This window comes from Streptomyces sp. AJS327, from assembly GCF_013450295.1.
Taxonomy (GTDB): domain Bacteria; phylum Actinomycetota; class Actinomycetes; order Streptomycetales; family Streptomycetaceae; genus Streptomyces.
Genome location: NZ_SKBR01000004.1, coordinates 1 through 18,198 on the forward strand (window position 1 = coordinate 1; position 18,198 = coordinate 18,198).

The following is an 18,198-nucleotide window of genomic DNA, read 5'->3' on the forward strand; positions in this document are numbered from 1 at the left end:
CGCGCGCACGGGAGGCGCGCTCGCAACGACCGGTGCGGCGGATGTGACCGGGGTCATCGGGTGCCTCCCAGATGGTCACGAGTGTGGTTGACCGTGCGGCTCACAGCACGGGTGCGTGGCGCGGAACGCTTCACCTCGTAGATCACCAAGCGTGTCCGGACGGTGACCAGAGAACACCGCGTGATAGCGACAGGGGAATGACTTCCCGATGACGTTGACCCGTCAGTAACCTCTTCTGGGGTGCCGCCGGAGGCGACTGCCCTGACATGCTGGGCCGCATGGTGACGCTCAATGGAAAGCCCGTATCCACCGACGACCTGATGCCCCTGGCCCTGACCAATCTGGGCCACTTCACGTCCATGCGTGTCGACGAGACCGGCAACATCCGTGGCTTGACGCTGCACATGGAACGCCTCGTGCGGGACTGCAAAGTGGTCTGGGGTGCAGACCTGGACACCGGACGTGTCCGCGACTACGTCCGCCAGAGCTTGGAAGGGCAGAGCAGGCCGTGCGTCGTCCGCGTCACGGTCTACGACCCGAAGGTCGAGATGGGACACCCAGCAGATGCCGACGAGCCGCACATCCTGGTGTCCGTGCGCGGTGCCGGCGCGATGCCCCCAGCACCGCTGCGCGCCATGAGCGTGCCGTACGAACGCGATCTTCCCGAGGTCAAGCACGTCGGGCTGCTCGGAGCACTCCACGCCCGCCGTACCGCGCAGCTCGCCGGGTACGGCGACGCTCTGTTCGTCGGCCGCGACGGACTCGTGAGCGAGGGCGGCACCTGGAACGTCGCCTTCGTCGACCAGAACGGCACGGTCGTGTGGCCGCAAGCGCCGGTACTGCCCGGCGTGACTATGGCCCTGCTCCAGCAGCGCGCCGAGCACAAGGTCGCCACGGTCACCCTGGAGCAGGCCAAGGGCATGGAAGCTGCGTTCGCGACGAACACGAGCATCGGGGTTCGCGCCCTGTCCGCCATCGACGAGGTCGAATTCCCCACCGAGCAAGCCGTGTTGACTCGGCTTCAAGAGGCGTACCTGTCGGTCCCCGGCGAGACCCTGTAGGACGAGACCATGTCGGGGGTCACCAGGTGGACGGGCCGCGAAGCCGGCCTGTTGCGTAAGGCCATGCGCAAGACCGGCAAGACCTTCGCCGATCTCGTGGGGGTGAATCAGCGCCAGATCCCCCGGTGGGAACGCCGGGGCGAGACGCTGGAACTCAGCCTCGTCAATCAAGCGGCTCTCGATACAGTGCTCGCGCAAGCCGACCGCGACGCCCAGCAGCGGTTCGCGGCGCTCCTCACCGAGCGAGCCGCCGTCGAGCACGACGAGCGCGCAGAGGAGCTGCTGCGCCGCGACTCGCGCGCCAGCAAGCACCCCGTGGACGGGAAGCTGATGGCCCTCGTCGAGGAGGGCATCTACCTCTCCGGTGCGGAAGGCCGCTCGGTGTGGCTGGAGTCGTACCGCATCGACGTCTACCCGACGACCAACGCCGACTACGCGACGTTTGTGCAGGACACTGGTCACCGGCCACCGCAGCACTGGGTCGGCGGCCGGTGCCCCGCCGGCTTGGCGACCCATCCGGTGGTGTGGGTGACGTGGCACGACGCCACCGTGTACGCCCGCTGGGCTGGCAAGGAGCTGCCTAGCGCCGCGCAGTGGGAGAAGGCCGCCCGCGGTTCGAAGGGACGCGCCTACCCCTGGGGCAACGGACCCACGGCCGCGAAGTGCAACGTCGCCGAGACCGGCATCGACGCGACGACACCCGTCTCCCGCTACCAGTCGGGCGTCAGCCCGTACGGCGTCTTCGACATGTGCGGCAACGTCTGGGAGTGGTGCTCCACCGAGGAGCGGCGCGGGAGCGGCCGGTACGAGCTGAAGGGGTCGGCCTTCACCTCGCCGTTTGAGCGCGCCGCACCGTCCTTGCAGAACACAGCGAACGCCACCATGCAGGACAACGACACCGGATTCCGCTGCGTCAGTCCTCCGTAGGCGGGGTCCAACACAGCACCCCCTGCGGGGGGCCGCGGCGGTCACTGTTGCCCGCCCGCGGTCTCGGACGTCGCCAGGGCGATGAACCCTAAGTAGTTGTTGACCAGATCGAGTTGCAGCTCGTACTCAACCAGGAGCGGGCTGATGACGGAGTGCGTGAGCGTCATGACCCCGTCGGCATACCCGAAACGGATCTGATGGCGCACCAGCGACCAACCCGGCCGGATAAACGGGTCGGTTGGGCCAAAGTGATCCGTGAAGCACTGGCCTGCCCCCACCTGCCAGTCCTGCCGTGCGGCGAACTCCCGGGCCCCGTTCAGAGAGTGCGTCGGCACCTGGTCGCGTGTAGCGAGCGCGTACAGACAAACCCGCGGCACGCGGCCCAGTCCTCGGAGTTGCGCAACGCGGTAATCGAGCGCTCCACGGCGAGCATTCATCAGCCGCACGAGCGGATCAGCTTCCACGCGCGCCTTGTCGAGACGGCCCTCCGCGTCGAAAGCTCGCTGGCGGTCCATCCAGTTGCGCCCGTTGCGGCGTGTAGTGCTCTGGCTCATTGCTGGCCTCGGCTCCGTCGTGGGGATTAGGAGCCGTCGGCAGCGCCGGAGCGCAGTTGGTAGCTCCTCTGGCCGGGAAGGAATCCGGCCCGAACGTCCAGCGGGAGTAACCGAGCGTGACAAATGATCTTGATTTGACGGGTAGTCACGTCCCGCTGGATCCTCATCATGCTCCTTTTTTGGTTCTGCGTGCAATGCTTTCGCAGAAAATCAAAAGAGGAGCGGACGCCTGTGCCCATGGTCACGATGACGCAGGCGTGCGAGACTGCGCCCATGACGCAGAGCAGAGCGACGCCGTCAGTCAGAAGGCGACGGGTTGGCGCCCAACTGCGCCGGTGGCGCGAGGGGATGGGGGTGCCCTCCGGCGATGCTGCCCGGGCCATGGGCTGGAGCCAGGCGCGCTTCTCCCGCGTCGAGCGCGGCTACTACCGCATTGGTCGTGATGAGGTTTATGACCTGTGCGGGAAACTCGACGTCGATGACCCGAAAGGGGTAGAAGAGGTCGCACGTGTCGCCGAGGAGCCGACGAACAAGGGGTGGTGGGCGCCATACGCTGCCAAGGTCAGCGAGGCGTACCTGGACTTCGTCGAGCTGGAGGCCGAAGCAGAGACCATCCGCATCCAGCACCCGAAGGTCGTCCCCGGCCTGGTGCAGGCCCCTGGCTACGTACGGGAGATGCATTCCAGCGCGCGTTCGAACGACCCGGAGTCGCTGATCGCTATTCGTCTGGCTCGACAGGAAGTCCTCAGTCGCGCCAAGTTCCACGGGCTGGTGCCGGAGTCTGCCTTCCATGCCCGGTTCGAGTCCGGACCCGCTCTCATGAGGGATCAGCTACGCAAGTTGCTCGATGCCTCCGAGATGTCGAACGTGACCATCCAGATCCTGCCGCTCACCGCCCATCCCTCCTACGGGTCCAATGGAGCGATGACGATTCTCACGTTCCGTCACCCTTGGACCCCTGTCGCCAGTGTCGACAACCCCATGGGTGGGTCGCACACCTACGACCCGGAGCAGGTCGCCTATCTGGAAGCCGAGTTCGACAACATCGCTTCCGCTGCGCTCCCCGTGGACAAATCACGGGATCTACTCAACAAGTACCTGGAAGGACTGCACAAGTGACCATGAAGAACGGACGCGTCCTCATGGCCCCTGAGTTCGGGGGCGCCGTCTGGAAGAAGTCTTCCCACAGTGGCGACTCTCAGGGGCAGTGTGTTGAGTGCGCCGACGTGACCCAGACCCATGCCAGCATCGCCGTTCGCGACTCGAAGGACCCTGAAGGTCCTGCCCTGCTGTTCACACCGGAGGCGTTCAGCGGCTTCATCGCGGCTGTGAACAGGAACGGGTTCGACGTTCTCTGACCAGGCGCATCTGATACGCAAAGCGGCCTGTCTCCCCCCGCCCGTAACAGGGGAGACAGGCCGCTTCTGGTTCAGCCGTGCCGACGGCCCCGGAGAACGTACCCGCGTGATCGACATGTAGGAGGGTGCCAAGCGCGTTCGACCGCGCTCGCCCAGGCCGACCTGACCCCGCGACTCACCCACTGTCAGTGTGCGGCCGTACTCTCTCGGTGTGACCTCCCCGGACGTGCTGCCAGACCACGCCTGCCGTGACGTGCTGAACGAGTGCATCCGGCTGCTGATGTCCAGCCCGAGTGCGGACGGCCGGGCAGGCGAGTACGCCCGCTTGGTGGAGCTGTGGAACGCCGCCGACCGTGTGCACAGAGAGAAGGGTTCTGGGGGCGAGGGGCAGGGTAGGGCCAGCGGCCTCTGCTCGGCCGCGCCGCGGACATGAGAGAGCCCGGCCATGCGGGGGAACATGGTCGGGCTCGTCTCCGTGCCGCACGGGGGGATGCGGCGCATTCCGGCCTGGAGGCCGGTTCCTCCTTCAGCGTCCACCACGGACGCCTTTGTCGTCTGCGCAACGGCGGGAATCGTCCGGCGTGGAGTGAGGAGGCCGCCCGTCCCCGGAGCTGTGTGGCGGGCGGCTGGTCAGGGAGCGGCCGGTGGAGAGTCCGGCGGCGGATCGGTGGGCATCGGGGCTGGCCCGCACTCCTCCGGCTCCGGCCAGAGCCGGGCGAGCCGTTCGTTCGCCTGGTCGACGGCGTCCCGCAGAGAACAGCCGCTGTTGGGGTACAGCTCGTACCCGACGCGCTGGAGACGTTCCTCGATCGCGGCCACGCGCTCCATGACTCCGGGGCGTCTCGGCACCCCTGCACGGGGCGGTGCGCCAGTCCAGTCGTCCATGAAGTCGTCGACGCGGCCAGCGAGCCGGACCGTACCCTGTACAGCTCGCCATACGACCGTGCCGACGCCGGCGAGGATGGTCACCGCGCCACCCCACACCACGGCGACGTCGAGGGCCGGGATGCCGGTCGCGTCCACGTTCACCGACTACTCGGCGGGCTCGTCGCGGAGTGTCTGGAGGCGGACATCGGCGTGCTCACTGGTAGATCTCCGGCCAGTGCCAGGAGCCACCGAGCGCGGTCTCCGCGTCCGCGAACTCCGAGCCGCCAGCGGCGAGCGGATGGAAGAACGTCCCCGTCGGATTCTGGACAGCGAGGCCAACCCGCCCCGGATCATCGCGGTCAACCTCGGTGATGACGGCGGCGCGACAGGCCGCGGGGAACGCTTGGGAGCCGTCGCCGCGCAGCGGGGTGCCGTGGCTGACGTAGTGCACGGTGTGGCCGACGGACGGCCGGGGAGGTGCAGGCATGGCGGATCTCCGTGGAAAGCAGGCCGGCGCGAGGGTGCAGGCGTGGTGACGGGGCGGGCCGGGGCGGGGGAGCTGGAGGACGCTCCCCGCGCCGTGCGGGCGACTTGCGTCACGCGCCGTCCTCGGCGGGCATCGGCGCAGGCCAGTGCCAGGTGCCCGGCACCGTGCCGGCCTCGTCGTACTCGACGTTCTGCCGGAAGGTCACCTTGGTCTCGGCGAACACCGTGAGCGAGACCTTCTGGTTCTTCTCCGCCGCCTTGCGCGCGGTCCTGGTCGCGCCTTCCGGTACGGGGTTGACCGCGGTGATGAGGGCGGCGAGGTTCGCCACCGGCAGCGGTGCCGCCGTGCTGTCGTCCGGGTCCTTGATGGCCGACACGAAGTGCACGATCCGGCCCACGGACGGGATCTGGGCAGTAGCCATGTACGCCTCCTAGGCGGGGTTGATGACGAGCTTGAATTCGGCGAGGACGACGGCCCTCGCGCGGCTGTCGTTGTGGGCGACCCTCAGCGACAGCGGCACGGCAGGGTTGACGAAGATGCCGTGGGTCTTGGTGAAGCACTGCATCCCCGGCGTCGGGGTGCGATGGTCGGTCGCGGTGGTGTTCTCCGGGTCCGGCCCGAACCGCAGGGCGTCCCGCACGAACTGGTCGCGCAGCTCGGTGTAGCCCCCGGCCTCCCACTGGATCATGGCGTGGAGCTGTCCCCAGCCGGACCGGCTCGGCCAGATGAGGCCGGACCGTTCGTCGTTGTCCCAGTCGGTGATCGTGTAGCCGTCGGGCTGCTGGACCTGGTGCATCCCGTGGGTGTCTGACGGCTCGGCGTTGCCGAAGGGGAAGCGGACGATCGTGTAGCTGCTGCCGGGCTGGATGATCTGCTTCGTGTCCCGCTTTAGCGAGCAGACCGCGACGCCGCTCGGCTCGGTGTCGGTCATCGGTAACGTCCTTTCGTTCAGACCCGGTTGAGGCTGGAGGCGAGCGCCTGCGCGGTGTTGGAGGCGGAGGCGGCGGACCACTGGGCGGTGACGACGAGGGCCTGGTCCGCGGTGCTGTCCCGCGTGACCGTCCCGTCGGTGACGTCCTGGAGTGTCTGGCCGGTGGTCGCGGCCAGGCGGTGGATGAGCTGCGCGCTCGCCGCCCAAGTCCCCGAGGAGCCAGGGGCGATGGCGTGCAGCGCGCCGTTCACGGACCAGCCGCGACCGCTGATGCCGGACGAGGTGGTGACGGCGGAGAACGCTGAGAGGACCGCCCCCGTGGGACCGCCGAGGCGTACGCGGATCGTCAGCGTCGGCGTGCCCGTGGTGGATGCCTGGCCGTGGACGGAGAACCGGTAGCTGGTGCCGGGGAGCGCGTCGGCGGCGGGGATGAGCAGGCTCGCCACGACGGTCTCTGTCGTCGTGTTCGCCGCAGTGGCGGTGGTGATGGTGCCAGGCGCGTCGGCCGAGTTGCCCTCGCGGTGGGCGCCGGTGACCGTGCTCGTGAAGTTGATCGGCGTGGAGGTCGTCGCGCTCGTGCGGGTGTCCCGTACGAGAATCCGCGCGGTGTTCGTGCTGACCTGCACGCCGTAGCCGTTCAGGGCGTACAGCTCGCACGAGTCGACGAGCAGGTCCGCGCCGTCCCAGATGTGCACCCCGTTCGCGGCCGTCCCGGTGACGGTGCAGTCAACGATCTGCACGTCCGTCCCCGTCGCGGCCGGGGTCGACCGCGAGTCGACGGTGATGCCAGCGCCGCCGCTGCCGTTGACGTGGCAGTCGGCGAACCGGCCGCGCCGCGTCCCCAGGGTGCTGATCGAGGTGGCCCCGGTGGTGTGCGCGACGATGTCGGAGGCGACGTAGTCCTCGACGTACTCCATCCGCACGGCCTGCTGGCCGACGTTGCGCGCCGTGACGCGGCCGACCGTGACGTCCTGGACGTACCCGGTCTCCTCGCCGACCAGCTCCACGGCCGCGCCGTACGACCCGCCGCCGGTCATGGTGACGTTGTCGACCACGAGCCCGGCGAAGGGCTGACTGCCCGTGATGGTCGGGCCGCTGCCGCCAGCCGGGGTGCGGTGGCTGGTGATGCTGGAATCGAGCGTCCGGAAGCGGATGCCGCCGCCGCAGTCGCGGAACTGCACGCCGGAGATGACGACCGATTCCCAGGTGTACGCGCCGATGGCGAACTGGCTGCACCCCTGGAACGCGCAGTCCCGGACGCGGATGTCGCGGTGCGGCCGGGACGGTGAAGCGGAGTGCGAGCCGATGCCGCGCGGCCACGCTGTGGTGCCCGGCGTGCCCGATGCGCCGGTCACGCAGCCCTCGACGAGCAGGTCGATGACCGGGGTGTCGTCGTAGGGGCCGAAGCCGCCGAAATAGGCAGATCCCTTGGCCAGGTCCGGCTGGATGAACTCCGAGAAGTCCCGCCCGTCCGTGTCGACGTACCCGAGGCCACGGACGTTCCGGATGACGCAGTGCCGGGTGCTGTTGATCTCGATCCCGTGGTACCCGCCGACGTCCTTGATCGTGAGGTCCCGGATCAGGACGTTCTCGGCGTGCCCGATGCTGATGCACATGCTGGGCTCGGCGAACTGCGTGCCGCGAGCGTCCCAGGTGCCGCCCTCGATGACGATGTCCCCATGCCCGGAGTACCCGGGGAAGTTCTGGCCCGCGTCCCCGTTCAGTAGCATCGTGCCCCTGACGCCGCGCCGCATCGTGGCCCCGGGGGTCAGCGCGAGCCGGGTGCGGCGGTAGATCCGCAAGGGCAGTGTCGCCAGACGGTAGATCCCGGCCGGAACGTAGACCGTGCCGCCCCCGGCCGCGAGCGCGGCGTTCAGCGCCAACTGCAACGCGGGGGCGTCGTCCGCCACGCCGTTGCCGGCCGCGCCGAAGTCCTGCGGGGTCCAGGTGCCGCCGTTCGACGCGTACAGGCCGTCGTCGCAGGAGATGAGGTTGCCGGGGCGCGGGGAGATGATCGGCGCCGCGACGAGGGGGCTGGCGATGCTGCCGTTGCCCGCGAGCGCGATGCACTCGGAGTCCTCGCTCAGGACTGCGGTGGTCGCCATGTCGCCAGCACATCCGCACCGGGCCATGATCACCTCTCGGGGTGTTCTCGGCCCGGCCCACAACCAGCAGCGCTACGAGTCTACGTCGCCCCGACGGCGCCCCGCCGGAGGTGACCGTCAGCCGTACAGCTCGACGATGACGAGGCCGGACCCGCCGTCCGCGCCGTTGAAGTCGCCGCCGTACGACAGGGCGCCGCCTGCGCCGCCGCCGTAGCCGCGCGGCGCGGTCCCCACACCTTCCGCAGCGCGGGCAAGGCCGCCGTGCCCAAGCCGGGATTCACCGCCCGCGCCTGACTGCCCGTTGGTTCCCGACAGGCGGATACCGGCACCGCCTGCACAGCCGCCGGAGGCGTACTGTCCCGTCCCGGCGAGAGGGCCGGCCGGGCCTTGCACGGCGTCCGCAGCAGTCCCCGAGGACTGCGCGGCGGTCCCACCGTCTCCACCGGAGGCGACGACGAACCCGCCGAAGGAGCTGCTGCCCCCGGCCCCGCCGTTGCCGTTGCCGGTCCCCGCAGTTCCGCCCGCGCCGACGACGATCGTCTCCACCGTCCCGAGCGCGGATGCCTCGACGACGGCCTCCGACCAGCCGCCCCCCGCGCCGCCCGGCCGGACGATGCACTGGCTGGCCGCCGCGTCGGCGGACGCCGATCCACCGCCTGCGCCCTGCGCCTGGACGCGGATTCGGGCCAGCCAGGGGTACTCGGACTTCTCGAACTGGTAGGTGCCCGCGTCCTTGAAGTACAGGGTCATCCGGAGCCCCATCGTGCCCGGGACCAGGCACAACTCGCCGTCTTCGGTGATCCTGAAGTAGTCGCTGCACACGCACACTGATGCCACGTCAGCCTCCAACGGCAGACTCGCGTGGCCCGGCCCACAACCAGCGGCACAACGACAGGGTATCCGGCTCGAATCAGGCCATGATCCGAACCCGTCGCGTACACCTCATGCCCAGCACTACATTTCGGCCATGGACTTCCGAGCAGAAACGTTGCGCCTCACCCCGCTGGACGCCCACCGGCACCTCATCGACCGGGACTCCTTGACGCTCACCGGCAGGCAGGTCGTCCTCACGACCGGCCACAGGACCAGGCGCGAAGTAGAAGCCCGCTGGGGCGATATATGCGCCACAGGCCACCCGGCGGAGTGGGAGACGCTGCGCGTGGAGATCGACGCCGAGCGCCCCGGCGACGCTTATGGGCTGGCCGAAGTACTGGGGGCCGTTACGCGCACCGGATTCGCTGCGGCAGAAGCGTGGGGACCGTACGACGAACAGAGCCGCAGAGGGACCTACTTCGTGGCGCTGGCCTTGGACTTCGAGGGTCAGGGCGCCGCCACCGCCATCGACTGGAACGGCGTCGACTTCGGTGCCCGACTCTTTGACGAGGTATGGGGCATGTACGCCGAGCCCGGGTACGAGCCGAGGGACGCCGACGGACGCCGCCGACCCTTCACGCCCGTGGTGGCGCCGGAGGACGGTGCCCTGTGGGGAACCTTCGCGACAGACGCCCCACCGCCGTCGCCGTCCACCGACGCCGTGTGGACGAGGCTGCTGGAGAACGACTGGTACCGCAACTTCGGCAATTGACTTCGTGTGGGCGCCTGACGTTGGCGGGTTCTCGTGCCCGGTCAGGCGGTCGGCAACCCCAAGGCACGGAGCGTCCCGCGCGCGACGTGCGCGCCGTCGAGGGCGTCCGTGAGGCCGAGCGCGTGGTCTGCGATCACCGCCTCCTGCGGCACGTCGGGAACCGGGTCGCCGATATCCCGCAGGAAGGCGGCGACCCGGAGCCAGGAGTAGAGCAATGTCCCCTCGTCGGACTCGGGTTCGGGGAACCGCGGGTACTGGGACAGGTCAGCCACTGCCTGTGCGCTGTGTCCGCTGCGCTGAGCTACCTCGTCGAGCGTCACGAGGTCGGGCAGTGTCACGCCGACGGCACGGAGGTCGACAAGCTGGATGCGCTGTACCGCTTCGGCAATGGCGTCCAAGAGGGTGGCGGCCTCGATGTCGCAGCTCAGCTCTCGCAGCAGGGCCGGATCTGCGGGCTGCGGATGGGCGTCAGGTTCTTCGGGGGCAAGCGTGTACGAGATCGCCCCGTCCGCAAGGGCATCGCAGTGGTCGAAGGCGTCGGCCTGCTCGCGGGTGAGCGGCTTCCTGAGCAGAAGGCCGAAATTCCACTCCACGTCGTCTCCCTAGTGCTGGTGCTCGCGGACGAACCGGTCGATCTTCTTCGCCTCATTGCCGGGAATCTTGGGTGTGCCGGAGACGGCGAGGCGCGCTCCGCAGGAGCAGCACACCACCCAGCCCCAGCGGTGACCATTCTTGTCCGGCGCGACGGTGCAGCCTGCCCGCTTGGCTCGGTCGAGCGCGCTCGCGACATCCGAATTCTGGTGCCGACCCTTGGAAACCACGCACCGACCGTACCGGCGTCTCTGATCACAACAATGGGATCAGGTCACCGCTGCTGATGCGGCATCAGCCAGTCGCTTCCGTGACAATCACGTGCACCGACGAGCCCGGGGCGCGGCGAGCGTCGGTGCCTCTGAGGACGCTCACGTACGCGTGGCTGGATGTCACCTCGTCCACGACGGCGACCGCCGACGCCGACCCGATCACCGAGGCCACCACCACGGGTGAGGCGAAAGGCCGGGGGAATTCCACCTGCACCCCGCCGTCCTCGCCGGTGACGAGGGTAAACGCCGCCACGCCCCAGGGCGTCGGAGGCTTCGGCGCCGTCTGGACCGGCACGGGCTCGGGCTCGGTAGGCTGTTCGTCGGGCTCGGTGCGGGCAGCCGGGCGGGCTCGCCGCGTCGTCGTACGGGTCCGCCGGTCGATGTCCCGCAGAATGCTCCCCATCGGGTTGCCCGGCACCCGGCGGGCCATCCCTCCTCGTAGCGCCATCACACAGCTCCGAACGTCTTGTCAGTGGTGCTCTCTGCTCCCGTCGCTGCCACCTGCACTTGCACGCTTTCGCTGCCGGGCGTCGACTCCGTGCCGCCGTTCTCTGTGACCTTCAGCCCAGTGATCTTCAGCCGTTGGGAGATAGGCCGACAGGTAGCCTGGGTGAAGATGTCCAGGCACCAGCCGGGCACGAGCGTCGGCACGCTGACGGCAGCCTCCGGCGCGATCGTGACCTGCTGGGTGTCGATGAACACCGGCACGGGCAGCGAACTGCGCAGCCGGGACCGCGCGGCGTCCGTGGCCGCGAGGGTGGTGGTGATCGAGGTCTGCTCGACGTACCGCTCCAGCAGGCCGTAGTACGCGTCGGTACCCCCGGCTTCGCCCATCACGTCGCCATCCTCGTCCCCGGCGACGACCCAGCGGGAGGCGAGCGCGGTGCCGTCCTCGGCGACGATGAGCCCTTCGGGCATATCCGCGTCCGTGAGCGCTCCGACCGTGCTCATGTGCGTCTCCGGCAGCAGAATGATCCGGGAACCGACCGCGGTGTAGTCGAGACCGCCCTCCGCGAGGTCGCGCAGATGGTCGCCGGTCTGCCCGATGCCGCGACGGTACGACCGTCCTCCGCGTACTCGAGTACGGCCGATCGTCTCGACGCTGTGCCCGGGGTCATCCGGGGCGAACCCGTCCTGGATCAGCCACGCGGCGATGTCGGCCAGGTCCGCCTCGCCGAAGGTCACGGTGTCGTGCGGCACCCGGCGGTCCAGGATGGCCAGGATGTCGCCGGCCCAGATCTCGATCTGGCCGCGTGACCATTCCACTTGGAGGATGGGGCCGGACCATACCGGCTGCCGGTCCCGCCAGACGTTGAGGTAGTGCCGCCACGCGCGGACCTGCCCGAGGCGTTCGCAGCAGTCTCCTTCCGGGACGGCGACGACCCGGGCGGTGCTGGTGTCGTCCAGCGCCCGCGTCCACTCGATCTCGGTGAGGATCTGCACGGGGCTGACTGTGGACCCGCTTCGGTCGGTGATTGATGCGGTGTGCGTGCCGCAGCCCGCAACGGCCATGCCGGACCCCTCATGTCGAGAAGGTGCCCGGCCCACAACCAGCGGCGAGGACAGGGTATCGGCGGTCAGTAGCCCCGGCCGGAGACGTCGAAGCTGATGCTCGCCAGGTCCGACGGCGGGTTCATGATGTCCGTCTCGACGGACAGGCAGAGCGTTCCGCAGGTGAACGCCTCGAAGGTGGGCGGGGCGCCGTCGATGCCGTACACGTCTCGGGAGGTCTCGCAGTAGGCGCCGCACTGGGTCGTGGACCGTCCGGTCTGGCCGTCGAGCATGACGGCGCCCCCGGCCGGGACGAACGCGACGTGGTACTGGCTGTGCGGGTTGCAGCGCTGGAACTCGGCAACCTCCTCGCAGGTCAACTCCTCTCCTCCGAGGGGGCGTTCGTAGAAGGTGAGCGTCACGTTCCGCAGGTCCGTACTGCCGGCGCGGACCGTGATCATCGGCACGTCCTGCGACCAGGCCGGCCGGTCGGTGAGGTCGATCTCGTACACCTCGCGCTCCACGGCCAGGGGCAGGCAGTAGCAGGTGTCCAGCGTGGTCGGGGTGGGCGGCGCCGGCATCGAGCACAGCGGGTCGGAGCACCGGCTGAGCGGGTCTACGCACGCGGCGAAGCGGCAGGTGTTCGGGCAGGTCTCCCGCTCGGCATCGGTGACGGGCCAGGCCAAGGCACAGGTCGCGTCCTCGACGACGGCCGCCGCGATGTTGCGCGGCGAGCACTCGGCGTCGGTCACCTCCACGCACCAGACCGGCGGAGGCGCCCCGTGCACGCACCACGTCACGCAGGTATCCGAGTCGTCCCGGGGCAGAGGGACGTCCAGGACAGGTGTCGGGTCCGTCCACAACCAGGGGGTTGCGGCGACGAGGATGATCTCGACGGTGATGACGTCGGCGCCGATCGAGCACTCGCCGACGGTGCAGCCCGTGCCATGCCGGGCGGTGATCGTCGGCCCCTGGGTGAGCGCCACGCGCCGTACGGTGCGCAGGTGCCGCGCCCGGAAGACCTCCGGGTCCTCGTCCTCGCCCGGACAGCAGTTGAACACCTCCATGCAGTCGCCGTCGCACCCGGACCCGGCGCACCCGGCCATCGCTTCGCCGAGCCAGTGCAGGCCGTACTCGACGGCGCAGCAGGTCGCGCCGAGGAGGATGCCGGTGATGGTGATGGTCCGCGGCATCACCTGGGCGGGGCCGAGCGCGGCGCCTCCGGCCACGGCGCTCGTCGTGGCACGCCGCATCGGGTAGTCGTCGAGCCCGTCGATGGTCAGGATGCGGAAGCCCGCGAAGTCAGCGGACTCGGGCACGTCCGGGTCGTACCAGGGCGCGGCGTCCTCCTCCGGGGTGCTGTACGGCTCGTCGCCCAGCACCTCCGCGGTGAGCGTCGGGCAGTGGCACACGCCGGGGTCAGCGAGCGGCGAACCGACGGTGTCCAGGTACGTCATCAGCCGCGCGCTGTTGGTGATCTCGACGCCGCCGAGCGTCAGGTAGTCCTCGATCGCCATCGTCAGATCACTCCAGCCGCCAGGGCGAGACGGGACGCGACGCGGTGCGCGGTCGTACGGCCGTCGCCTGCTTCGTAGATGTGGAACACCGGCCCCTGCCGGACGGGAGCGGGCGCCCCCGCGTTGTCGGCGCCGCTCGGCGACATGGCCGAGAGCATGTCGACCAGCCCGGACTGCTCGGCCAGTTGCCGCGCCCGGGCGGGCCGGGTCAGCGGGATGATGACCTCCGGCCCGGCCTCGCCGACCAGGCCGACGACCGGGGAGCGCACGATCCCGCCGTCCGCGAACGGCAGCACCTTCCGGACCGCCGACGGCAACCCGCTCTTGATCTTGCTGACGATCCTGCCACCGATGTTCCCGAGCGACGAGACGATCCGGCCGGGCAGCGACGAGAACAGGCTCACGATCGACGAGATCAGCGAGGAGACCGCGCGCCGGGCCGCGCCGACAGCCGACCGGAAGACACCGGCGATCCGGCTGCCGAGCCCGGACAGCGCGGACACGATCCGGCTCGGCAGCGACGAGAAGAACGAGGCGACCGACGAGCCAAAGCTACGGGCGGCGGCCAGCGCCGACGAGCCGGCCGACCGGAACAGGGAGCTGATACGGCCGGGCAGCGCGGCCAGCGCGGAGCCGATCCGGCCGGGCAAGGCCGCGAAGAAGGACACCGCGCTGCTGATGAACGAGGAGATCGCCGACCGGGCGGCGGACACCGCGCGGGAGAAGGCCCCGGCGATGGCCGAGCCGAGCGACGCCAGCGCGGAGACGATCTTGCCGGGCAGGGAGGTGAACAGCCAGATCACCGCTGCGAGCGCGGTGAGCAGGGCGATCCCGACCGCCGCGACCGCGTTGACGAACAGGTCGACCAGCAAGTCGGGCAACGCGGCCAGGGCGGCGCCGATCCTGCCAGGCAGGCTGGTGAAGAACCCGACCACCGCCGTGAACGCGGTGGAGATCCACGTTCCGATCGTCGTCACCAGGTTGGTGAAGAACGTGGAGACGGTCGTGCCGAGCGTCGTCAGCGCCGTCACGATCGTCGTCGGCAGGTTCGTGATGAACGTCAGGACCGACGACAGGCTGGTGATCAGCCAGGTCAGGACCGAGACGATGCCCTGGATGATCGGGACGACCGCGTTGATGGTCAGCCAGGAGGCGAACCCGGCGGCGAGCTGGAGGACCGGGGCGAGGAGCTGGATCGCGAGGACGACCAGCGGAGCCAGCGCCTCGACCAGCCCGGCGATCGGCGGCAGGATCGGCAGGAGCGCCTGGAGGATCGCGTTGAACGCGGCGATGATCGGCGGCAGCACCGGCAGCAGGGCGTTCGCGAACGCCGTGTACACCGGCACCAGCGCGGCGGCGATCCGCACTAGGACCCCGGCCAGGGGCGTCAGGACCGGCGCGAGGGCCTGGAAGACCTGCGCGATGGCCTGCCCGACGCCGGCGGCGAGCGGAGCCATGGCCTGCGCCAGCATCGTGAACGCCTGCCCGATCTGCGGCAGGACCGGCATCAGCGCGCCGACGAGCGCCTGGATGATCGGCTGGAACAGCGTCGCCAGGTTCGACAGGACCGGCGCGAGCATCCCGGCGACGACCGCGACGATCTGCCCGACCAGCGGCAGCAGCGGCGCCAGCGCCGAGAGGGCCTGGCCGATCGCCGCGCCGAGCGGTTCGAGCGCCGGGGCGATGATGCCGAGCCCTTCGGCGAGGGCCTGCCCGATCGTCGCCAGCGACGGGGCGATGGCCGCGAGCGCCGGACCCAGCCCGTTGATCAGGTTGACCAGGGCGGGGCCGAGCGCCGTGAAGATCGGTGTCAGCGCCGGAGCGATAGCGCCGATCTGCGTGACCAGCGCCGCGAGGATCGGCCCGAGCTGCGCCGCGATCGTGCCGACCGTGCGGAACAGGTTGCCGATGGCCTCCTGCCCCTGCGCCGAGTTGACGAACTCCCGGAACGAGGCGGTGATCGTCTGGAGGTTGTTCAGCAGCCCGCCACCGGCCTCGTTCCCGGCGCGGAACAACCCGGCCAGGATCGAGCCGACGTTCGCGGCGATGGCGCCGAGCTGCTGGAAGACGCCGACGGCCTCCCGCACCCACGCGACGGCCTGCCCGCTCTCCGCGATGCGGGACAGGAACTCGCCGAACCGTACGGCGGCGTTCCCGATGGACTGCCCGAGCTGCGTGCCGAACGCCTGCGCGACGGCGGCGGCGACGTCGAGGAAGCCCTGCGCGAGCGGCCGTACGCCCTGGGCGAGCCCGTCGACGGCGGCCTTCGTGCCGCCGATGACGGTCTGGATCTGGGAGAACGCGGCCTGCGTCGACAGGAACCGCAAGCCCTCCGACGCGGCCCGGCCGAACCCGGCGGCGATGTCCTCCAGGCCCTTGCCGAGCGGCAGGAGGTTCTTGATCGCCCCGCTGACCTGCGAAGCGAACTGCTCGAAGAACGACTGCTGGACGGCCTGCTGGACCTCTTTGAGCTGCGGCACCAGCTCCTTGACCGCCCCGACGGCCGTCCGCGCGGCCGGGGCCAGGCCCTCGATCGCCTCAGCGTACTTCTCGGCGTCCCCGGAGAACGCGGCCTCCAGGGCGTCGCCGACGCCGACGACAGCCAGGCGCAGCGTGCCGAGCGCGATCTGCGCCCCGGCGATGGCCGCGGGGAACGCGGCGACGATCCCGGCCGCGGGGGCGAGCGCGGCGACCAGCCCGCCGATGGAGGAAGCCGCCCCGGCGGCGGCGATGCCGATGGCGCCGAAGGCGAGGAGGCCGCGCAAGGCGCCGCCGACCCGGCCGGCGACCCCGCCAAGCGCGCCCAGCGACCGGGTCAGCCGGTCGGTGTCGACGTGCGCGTTGACCGTGACGTCGGGCGGCCGGTGCGCCCGGATACGGGCGTCGAAGTCCCCGAAGTCCGGGACGACCCGGACCGGGACCTGGAGACCGGCGAGGCGGGCGCGGACCGTCTCGACAAACCCGGTCAGGTCCGGCTCGACCGAGATGTTGATGCTGCTGAGGTTGCGCAGCCCCGTCAGCAGCGCGGCGTCGAACCGCCGCAGGTCCGGCTCGACGCGGACGGTGACCGCCGCCGCGTTCAGTCCGCGCTGGATGTTCCGGCGGATCTGGACGCCGATGTTGCGGGTGCCCCGATCCAGCGTGTTCTGGATGCGGTTGGCGGTCCGCCGTGAGTCCTGCGCGGTGTCCTCGTCGTCGAGGACGATCGTGATCCGCGCGGACCCGTAGTCGATGTCCTCGCCGGCCACCGGGCACCCCTCGCGTGAAGGAAGGTGCCCGGCCCAGAACCAGCGGCGTACGCGCTGCGCAGGGGCCGCTGATAGGGCCGCCCGGGGCGCGTGTTCCCAGGTTAGCCGTTAGCCACGGGCGCCCAGCCGCGCGTCTTCGGCGGCGAGCTGCGCGGCGAGGGACTGGGCCTGAGCCCGGTCCATGCCCATGCCGGGAGGCCGTCGGCGGCGTCGGCCGCGCCCGCGCTCACTCGGCGGGGGCGCGTACAGCTTGGCCCGGTTCCGCTGCCGCTCGGCGTCGTCCTCGGCTGCGGCGTCCATCGCCGCCTCCGAGGCGTTGAGCATGGTCGTCAGCGTCCACGCGCGCGGGTCGACGCCTTGGAGGGCGAGACCGCCCTCCCACGAGTCCCAGGAGGAGGCGATGCTGTTGCAGAGCCTCCAGACAACCCAGTAGGGCGCTGGCCGCCCCCATACAGCTCGACCGCCCACTCCAGCAGCTCGACCAGGACGCGGTCGGGGAGCTGCATCCCGGCGTCGGCGACCGTGGCGCCTTTCAGGCCCTCGGCGTGATCGGCGGCCTCCTCCGGCGTGCCGAACGACTCGACGACCTTGCCGCCCTTGATGACGTCCCAGCGGGCGAAGACCTCGGCGGACTCGGGCAGCATCAGCCGCGCGAGGAACACCCGCAGCGACCGGACGATGGAGCGCAGATTCTCCGGGTCCACTCCCGCCAGGTCGTTCATGTCGACGCCGAGCTGCTTCTGCGTCTGCTGCAAGTCCTCGTAGGCGTCGAGGAACTGGGCGCCCATCACCTCGGGCAGGAAACGCAGCTCGGTCGAGCCGATCTCGGCGACGTGGGGCTCGGTGTTGAGGGTGAACTGGCGGCGCTGGCTCATCGGGTGGCTCCCGTGGTGCTCGTGCTGAGCGCCCGGCCCACAACCAGCGGCGCGCACCGAAGGGTACGCGGTCCGCGAGGACCCGCCTGGGCGTCAGCGTCACGCCCTACCGTGAACGAGAAGGGGAGGTACAGCGATGGGGAAAGCCCAGGTGGCCTGGGACGAACTGAGCGCTCGTCAGCGCGCGTACATGGAGGTGATGTACGCGGAGGACCAAGGGCTGGAAGAGGAACGGCGGACCCTCGCCGCTCAGGGCCGGTTCAGCGAGAGCCCCGCCCGGGTGTGGCGGCGGATCTTCCTGTCCGGGATGTACGCCCCGACCCCTCGGG

Annotated in this window: 21 protein-coding genes; 6 read left to right on the plus strand and 15 right to left on the minus strand. The window is 70.1% G+C overall.

Annotated elements, in window-relative coordinates:
• Positions 1 to 278: 278 nt before the first annotated feature.
• Both E0L36_RS21670 and E0L36_RS21675 read left to right on the plus strand, forming a co-directional pair.
• On the plus strand, positions 279 to 1,061 hold the full coding sequence (locus E0L36_RS21670; protein ID WP_180930923.1) for an aminotransferase class IV family protein: 783 nt from the start codon (positions 279 to 281) through the stop codon (positions 1,059 to 1,061).
• Between the two features lie 9 nt (positions 1,062 to 1,070).
• Positions 1,071 to 1,988, plus strand: a complete 918-nt coding sequence (locus E0L36_RS21675; RefSeq protein ID WP_180930932.1) for a formylglycine-generating enzyme family protein — start codon at positions 1,071 to 1,073, stop codon at positions 1,986 to 1,988.
• A gap of 41 nt (positions 1,989 to 2,029) precedes the next feature.
• On the opposite strand, the gene E0L36_RS21680 is transcribed toward E0L36_RS21675, so the two are convergent.
• Positions 2,030 to 2,542 carry a hypothetical protein gene (locus tag E0L36_RS21680; protein ID WP_180930935.1) on the minus strand — a complete coding sequence of 171 codons (513 nt, stop codon included), beginning with the start codon at positions 2,540 to 2,542 and terminating at the stop codon, positions 2,030 to 2,032.
• Positions 2,543 to 2,815: 273 nt separating this feature from the next.
• Between E0L36_RS21680 and E0L36_RS21685 the strand changes: the two genes are divergently transcribed.
• From E0L36_RS21685 to E0L36_RS21695, 3 genes are all read left to right on the plus strand, one after another.
• Positions 2,816 to 3,661 (plus strand): helix-turn-helix transcriptional regulator, encoded by an 846-nt coding sequence (locus E0L36_RS21685; protein WP_180930936.1) that lies wholly within the window; start codon positions 2,816 to 2,818, stop codon positions 3,659 to 3,661.
• A 2-nt stretch (positions 3,662 to 3,663) separates the two neighbouring features.
• On the plus strand, positions 3,664 to 3,900 hold the full coding sequence (locus tag E0L36_RS21690) for a DUF397 domain-containing protein (RefSeq protein WP_180931630.1): 237 nt from the start codon (positions 3,664 to 3,666) through the stop codon (positions 3,898 to 3,900).
• 211 nt (positions 3,901 to 4,111) lie between these two features.
• Positions 4,112 to 4,333 (plus strand): hypothetical protein, encoded by a 222-nt coding sequence (locus tag E0L36_RS21695; protein WP_180930938.1) that lies wholly within the window; start codon positions 4,112 to 4,114, stop codon positions 4,331 to 4,333.
• 197 nt (positions 4,334 to 4,530) lie between these two features.
• Here E0L36_RS21695 and E0L36_RS21700 read toward each other — a convergent pair whose 3' ends face one another.
• The 6 genes from E0L36_RS21700 to E0L36_RS21725 all read right to left on the minus strand — a co-directional run bounded on the left by E0L36_RS21700 (position 4,531) and on the right by E0L36_RS21725 (position 9,127).
• A complete protein-coding gene (locus tag E0L36_RS21700; protein ID WP_180930941.1) occupies positions 4,531 to 4,923 on the minus strand; it encodes a hypothetical protein in 393 nt (130 codons plus the stop codon).
• Positions 4,924 to 4,981: 58 nt separating this feature from the next.
• A complete protein-coding gene (locus tag E0L36_RS21705; protein WP_180930942.1) occupies positions 4,982 to 5,254 on the minus strand; it encodes a hypothetical protein in 273 nt (90 codons plus the stop codon).
• Between the two features lie 109 nt (positions 5,255 to 5,363).
• Entirely contained in the window at positions 5,364 to 5,675 is a 312-nt protein-coding gene (locus tag E0L36_RS21710; protein WP_180930944.1) for a hypothetical protein, read from the minus strand.
• Positions 5,676 to 5,684: 9 nt separating this feature from the next.
• Complete coding sequence (locus E0L36_RS21715) at positions 5,685 to 6,185, minus strand: hypothetical protein (protein WP_180930946.1); 501 nt, start codon at positions 6,183 to 6,185, stop codon at positions 5,685 to 5,687.
• 17 nt (positions 6,186 to 6,202) lie between these two features.
• Positions 6,203 to 8,290, minus strand: a complete 2,088-nt coding sequence (locus E0L36_RS21720) for a right-handed parallel beta-helix repeat-containing protein (protein ID WP_180930948.1) — start codon at positions 8,288 to 8,290, stop codon at positions 6,203 to 6,205.
• A gap of 117 nt (positions 8,291 to 8,407) precedes the next feature.
• Positions 8,408 to 9,127: a hypothetical protein gene (locus E0L36_RS21725; RefSeq protein ID WP_180930949.1), complete on the minus strand. Its 720-nt coding sequence runs from the start codon at positions 9,125 to 9,127 to the stop codon at positions 8,408 to 8,410.
• Between the two features lie 130 nt (positions 9,128 to 9,257).
• On the opposite strand from E0L36_RS21725, the gene E0L36_RS21730 reads away from it, so the two are divergent.
• Complete coding sequence (locus E0L36_RS21730) at positions 9,258 to 9,875, plus strand: hypothetical protein (protein WP_180930950.1); 618 nt, start codon at positions 9,258 to 9,260, stop codon at positions 9,873 to 9,875.
• A 41-nt stretch (positions 9,876 to 9,916) separates the two neighbouring features.
• Here E0L36_RS21730 and E0L36_RS21735 read toward each other — a convergent pair whose 3' ends face one another.
• From E0L36_RS21735 to E0L36_RS21770, 8 genes are all read right to left on the minus strand, one after another.
• Entirely contained in the window at positions 9,917 to 10,468 is a 552-nt protein-coding gene (locus E0L36_RS21735) for a hypothetical protein (protein ID WP_180930952.1), read from the minus strand.
• A 9-nt stretch (positions 10,469 to 10,477) separates the two neighbouring features.
• The gene (locus E0L36_RS21740; RefSeq protein ID WP_180930954.1) at positions 10,478 to 10,696 is read right to left on the minus strand and encodes a hypothetical protein; all 219 of its coding nucleotides are present in this window, start codon (positions 10,694 to 10,696) and stop codon (positions 10,478 to 10,480) included.
• A 64-nt stretch (positions 10,697 to 10,760) separates the two neighbouring features.
• Positions 10,761 to 11,168, minus strand: coding sequence for a hypothetical protein (locus tag E0L36_RS21745; RefSeq protein ID WP_180930955.1), 408 nt, complete (start codon positions 11,166 to 11,168; stop codon positions 10,761 to 10,763).
• A gap of 17 nt (positions 11,169 to 11,185) precedes the next feature.
• Complete coding sequence (locus E0L36_RS21750; protein WP_308416875.1) at positions 11,186 to 12,181, minus strand: hypothetical protein; 996 nt, start codon at positions 12,179 to 12,181, stop codon at positions 11,186 to 11,188.
• Positions 12,182 to 12,315: 134 nt separating this feature from the next.
• Complete coding sequence (locus tag E0L36_RS21755) at positions 12,316 to 13,746, minus strand: hypothetical protein (protein WP_180930957.1); 1,431 nt, start codon at positions 13,744 to 13,746, stop codon at positions 12,316 to 12,318.
• Between the two features lie 2 nt (positions 13,747 to 13,748).
• Complete coding sequence (locus tag E0L36_RS21760) at positions 13,749 to 16,994, minus strand: hypothetical protein (protein ID WP_180930959.1); 3,246 nt, start codon at positions 16,992 to 16,994, stop codon at positions 13,749 to 13,751.
• Positions 16,995 to 17,102: 108 nt separating this feature from the next.
• Positions 17,103 to 17,318 carry a hypothetical protein gene (locus E0L36_RS21765; protein ID WP_180930960.1) on the minus strand — a complete coding sequence of 72 codons (216 nt, stop codon included), beginning with the start codon at positions 17,316 to 17,318 and terminating at the stop codon, positions 17,103 to 17,105.
• Positions 17,319 to 17,323: 5 nt separating this feature from the next.
• Positions 17,324 to 17,869: a hypothetical protein gene (locus E0L36_RS21770; protein ID WP_180930962.1), complete on the minus strand. Its 546-nt coding sequence runs from the start codon at positions 17,867 to 17,869 to the stop codon at positions 17,324 to 17,326.
• Positions 17,870 to 18,198: the final 329 nt, after the last annotated feature.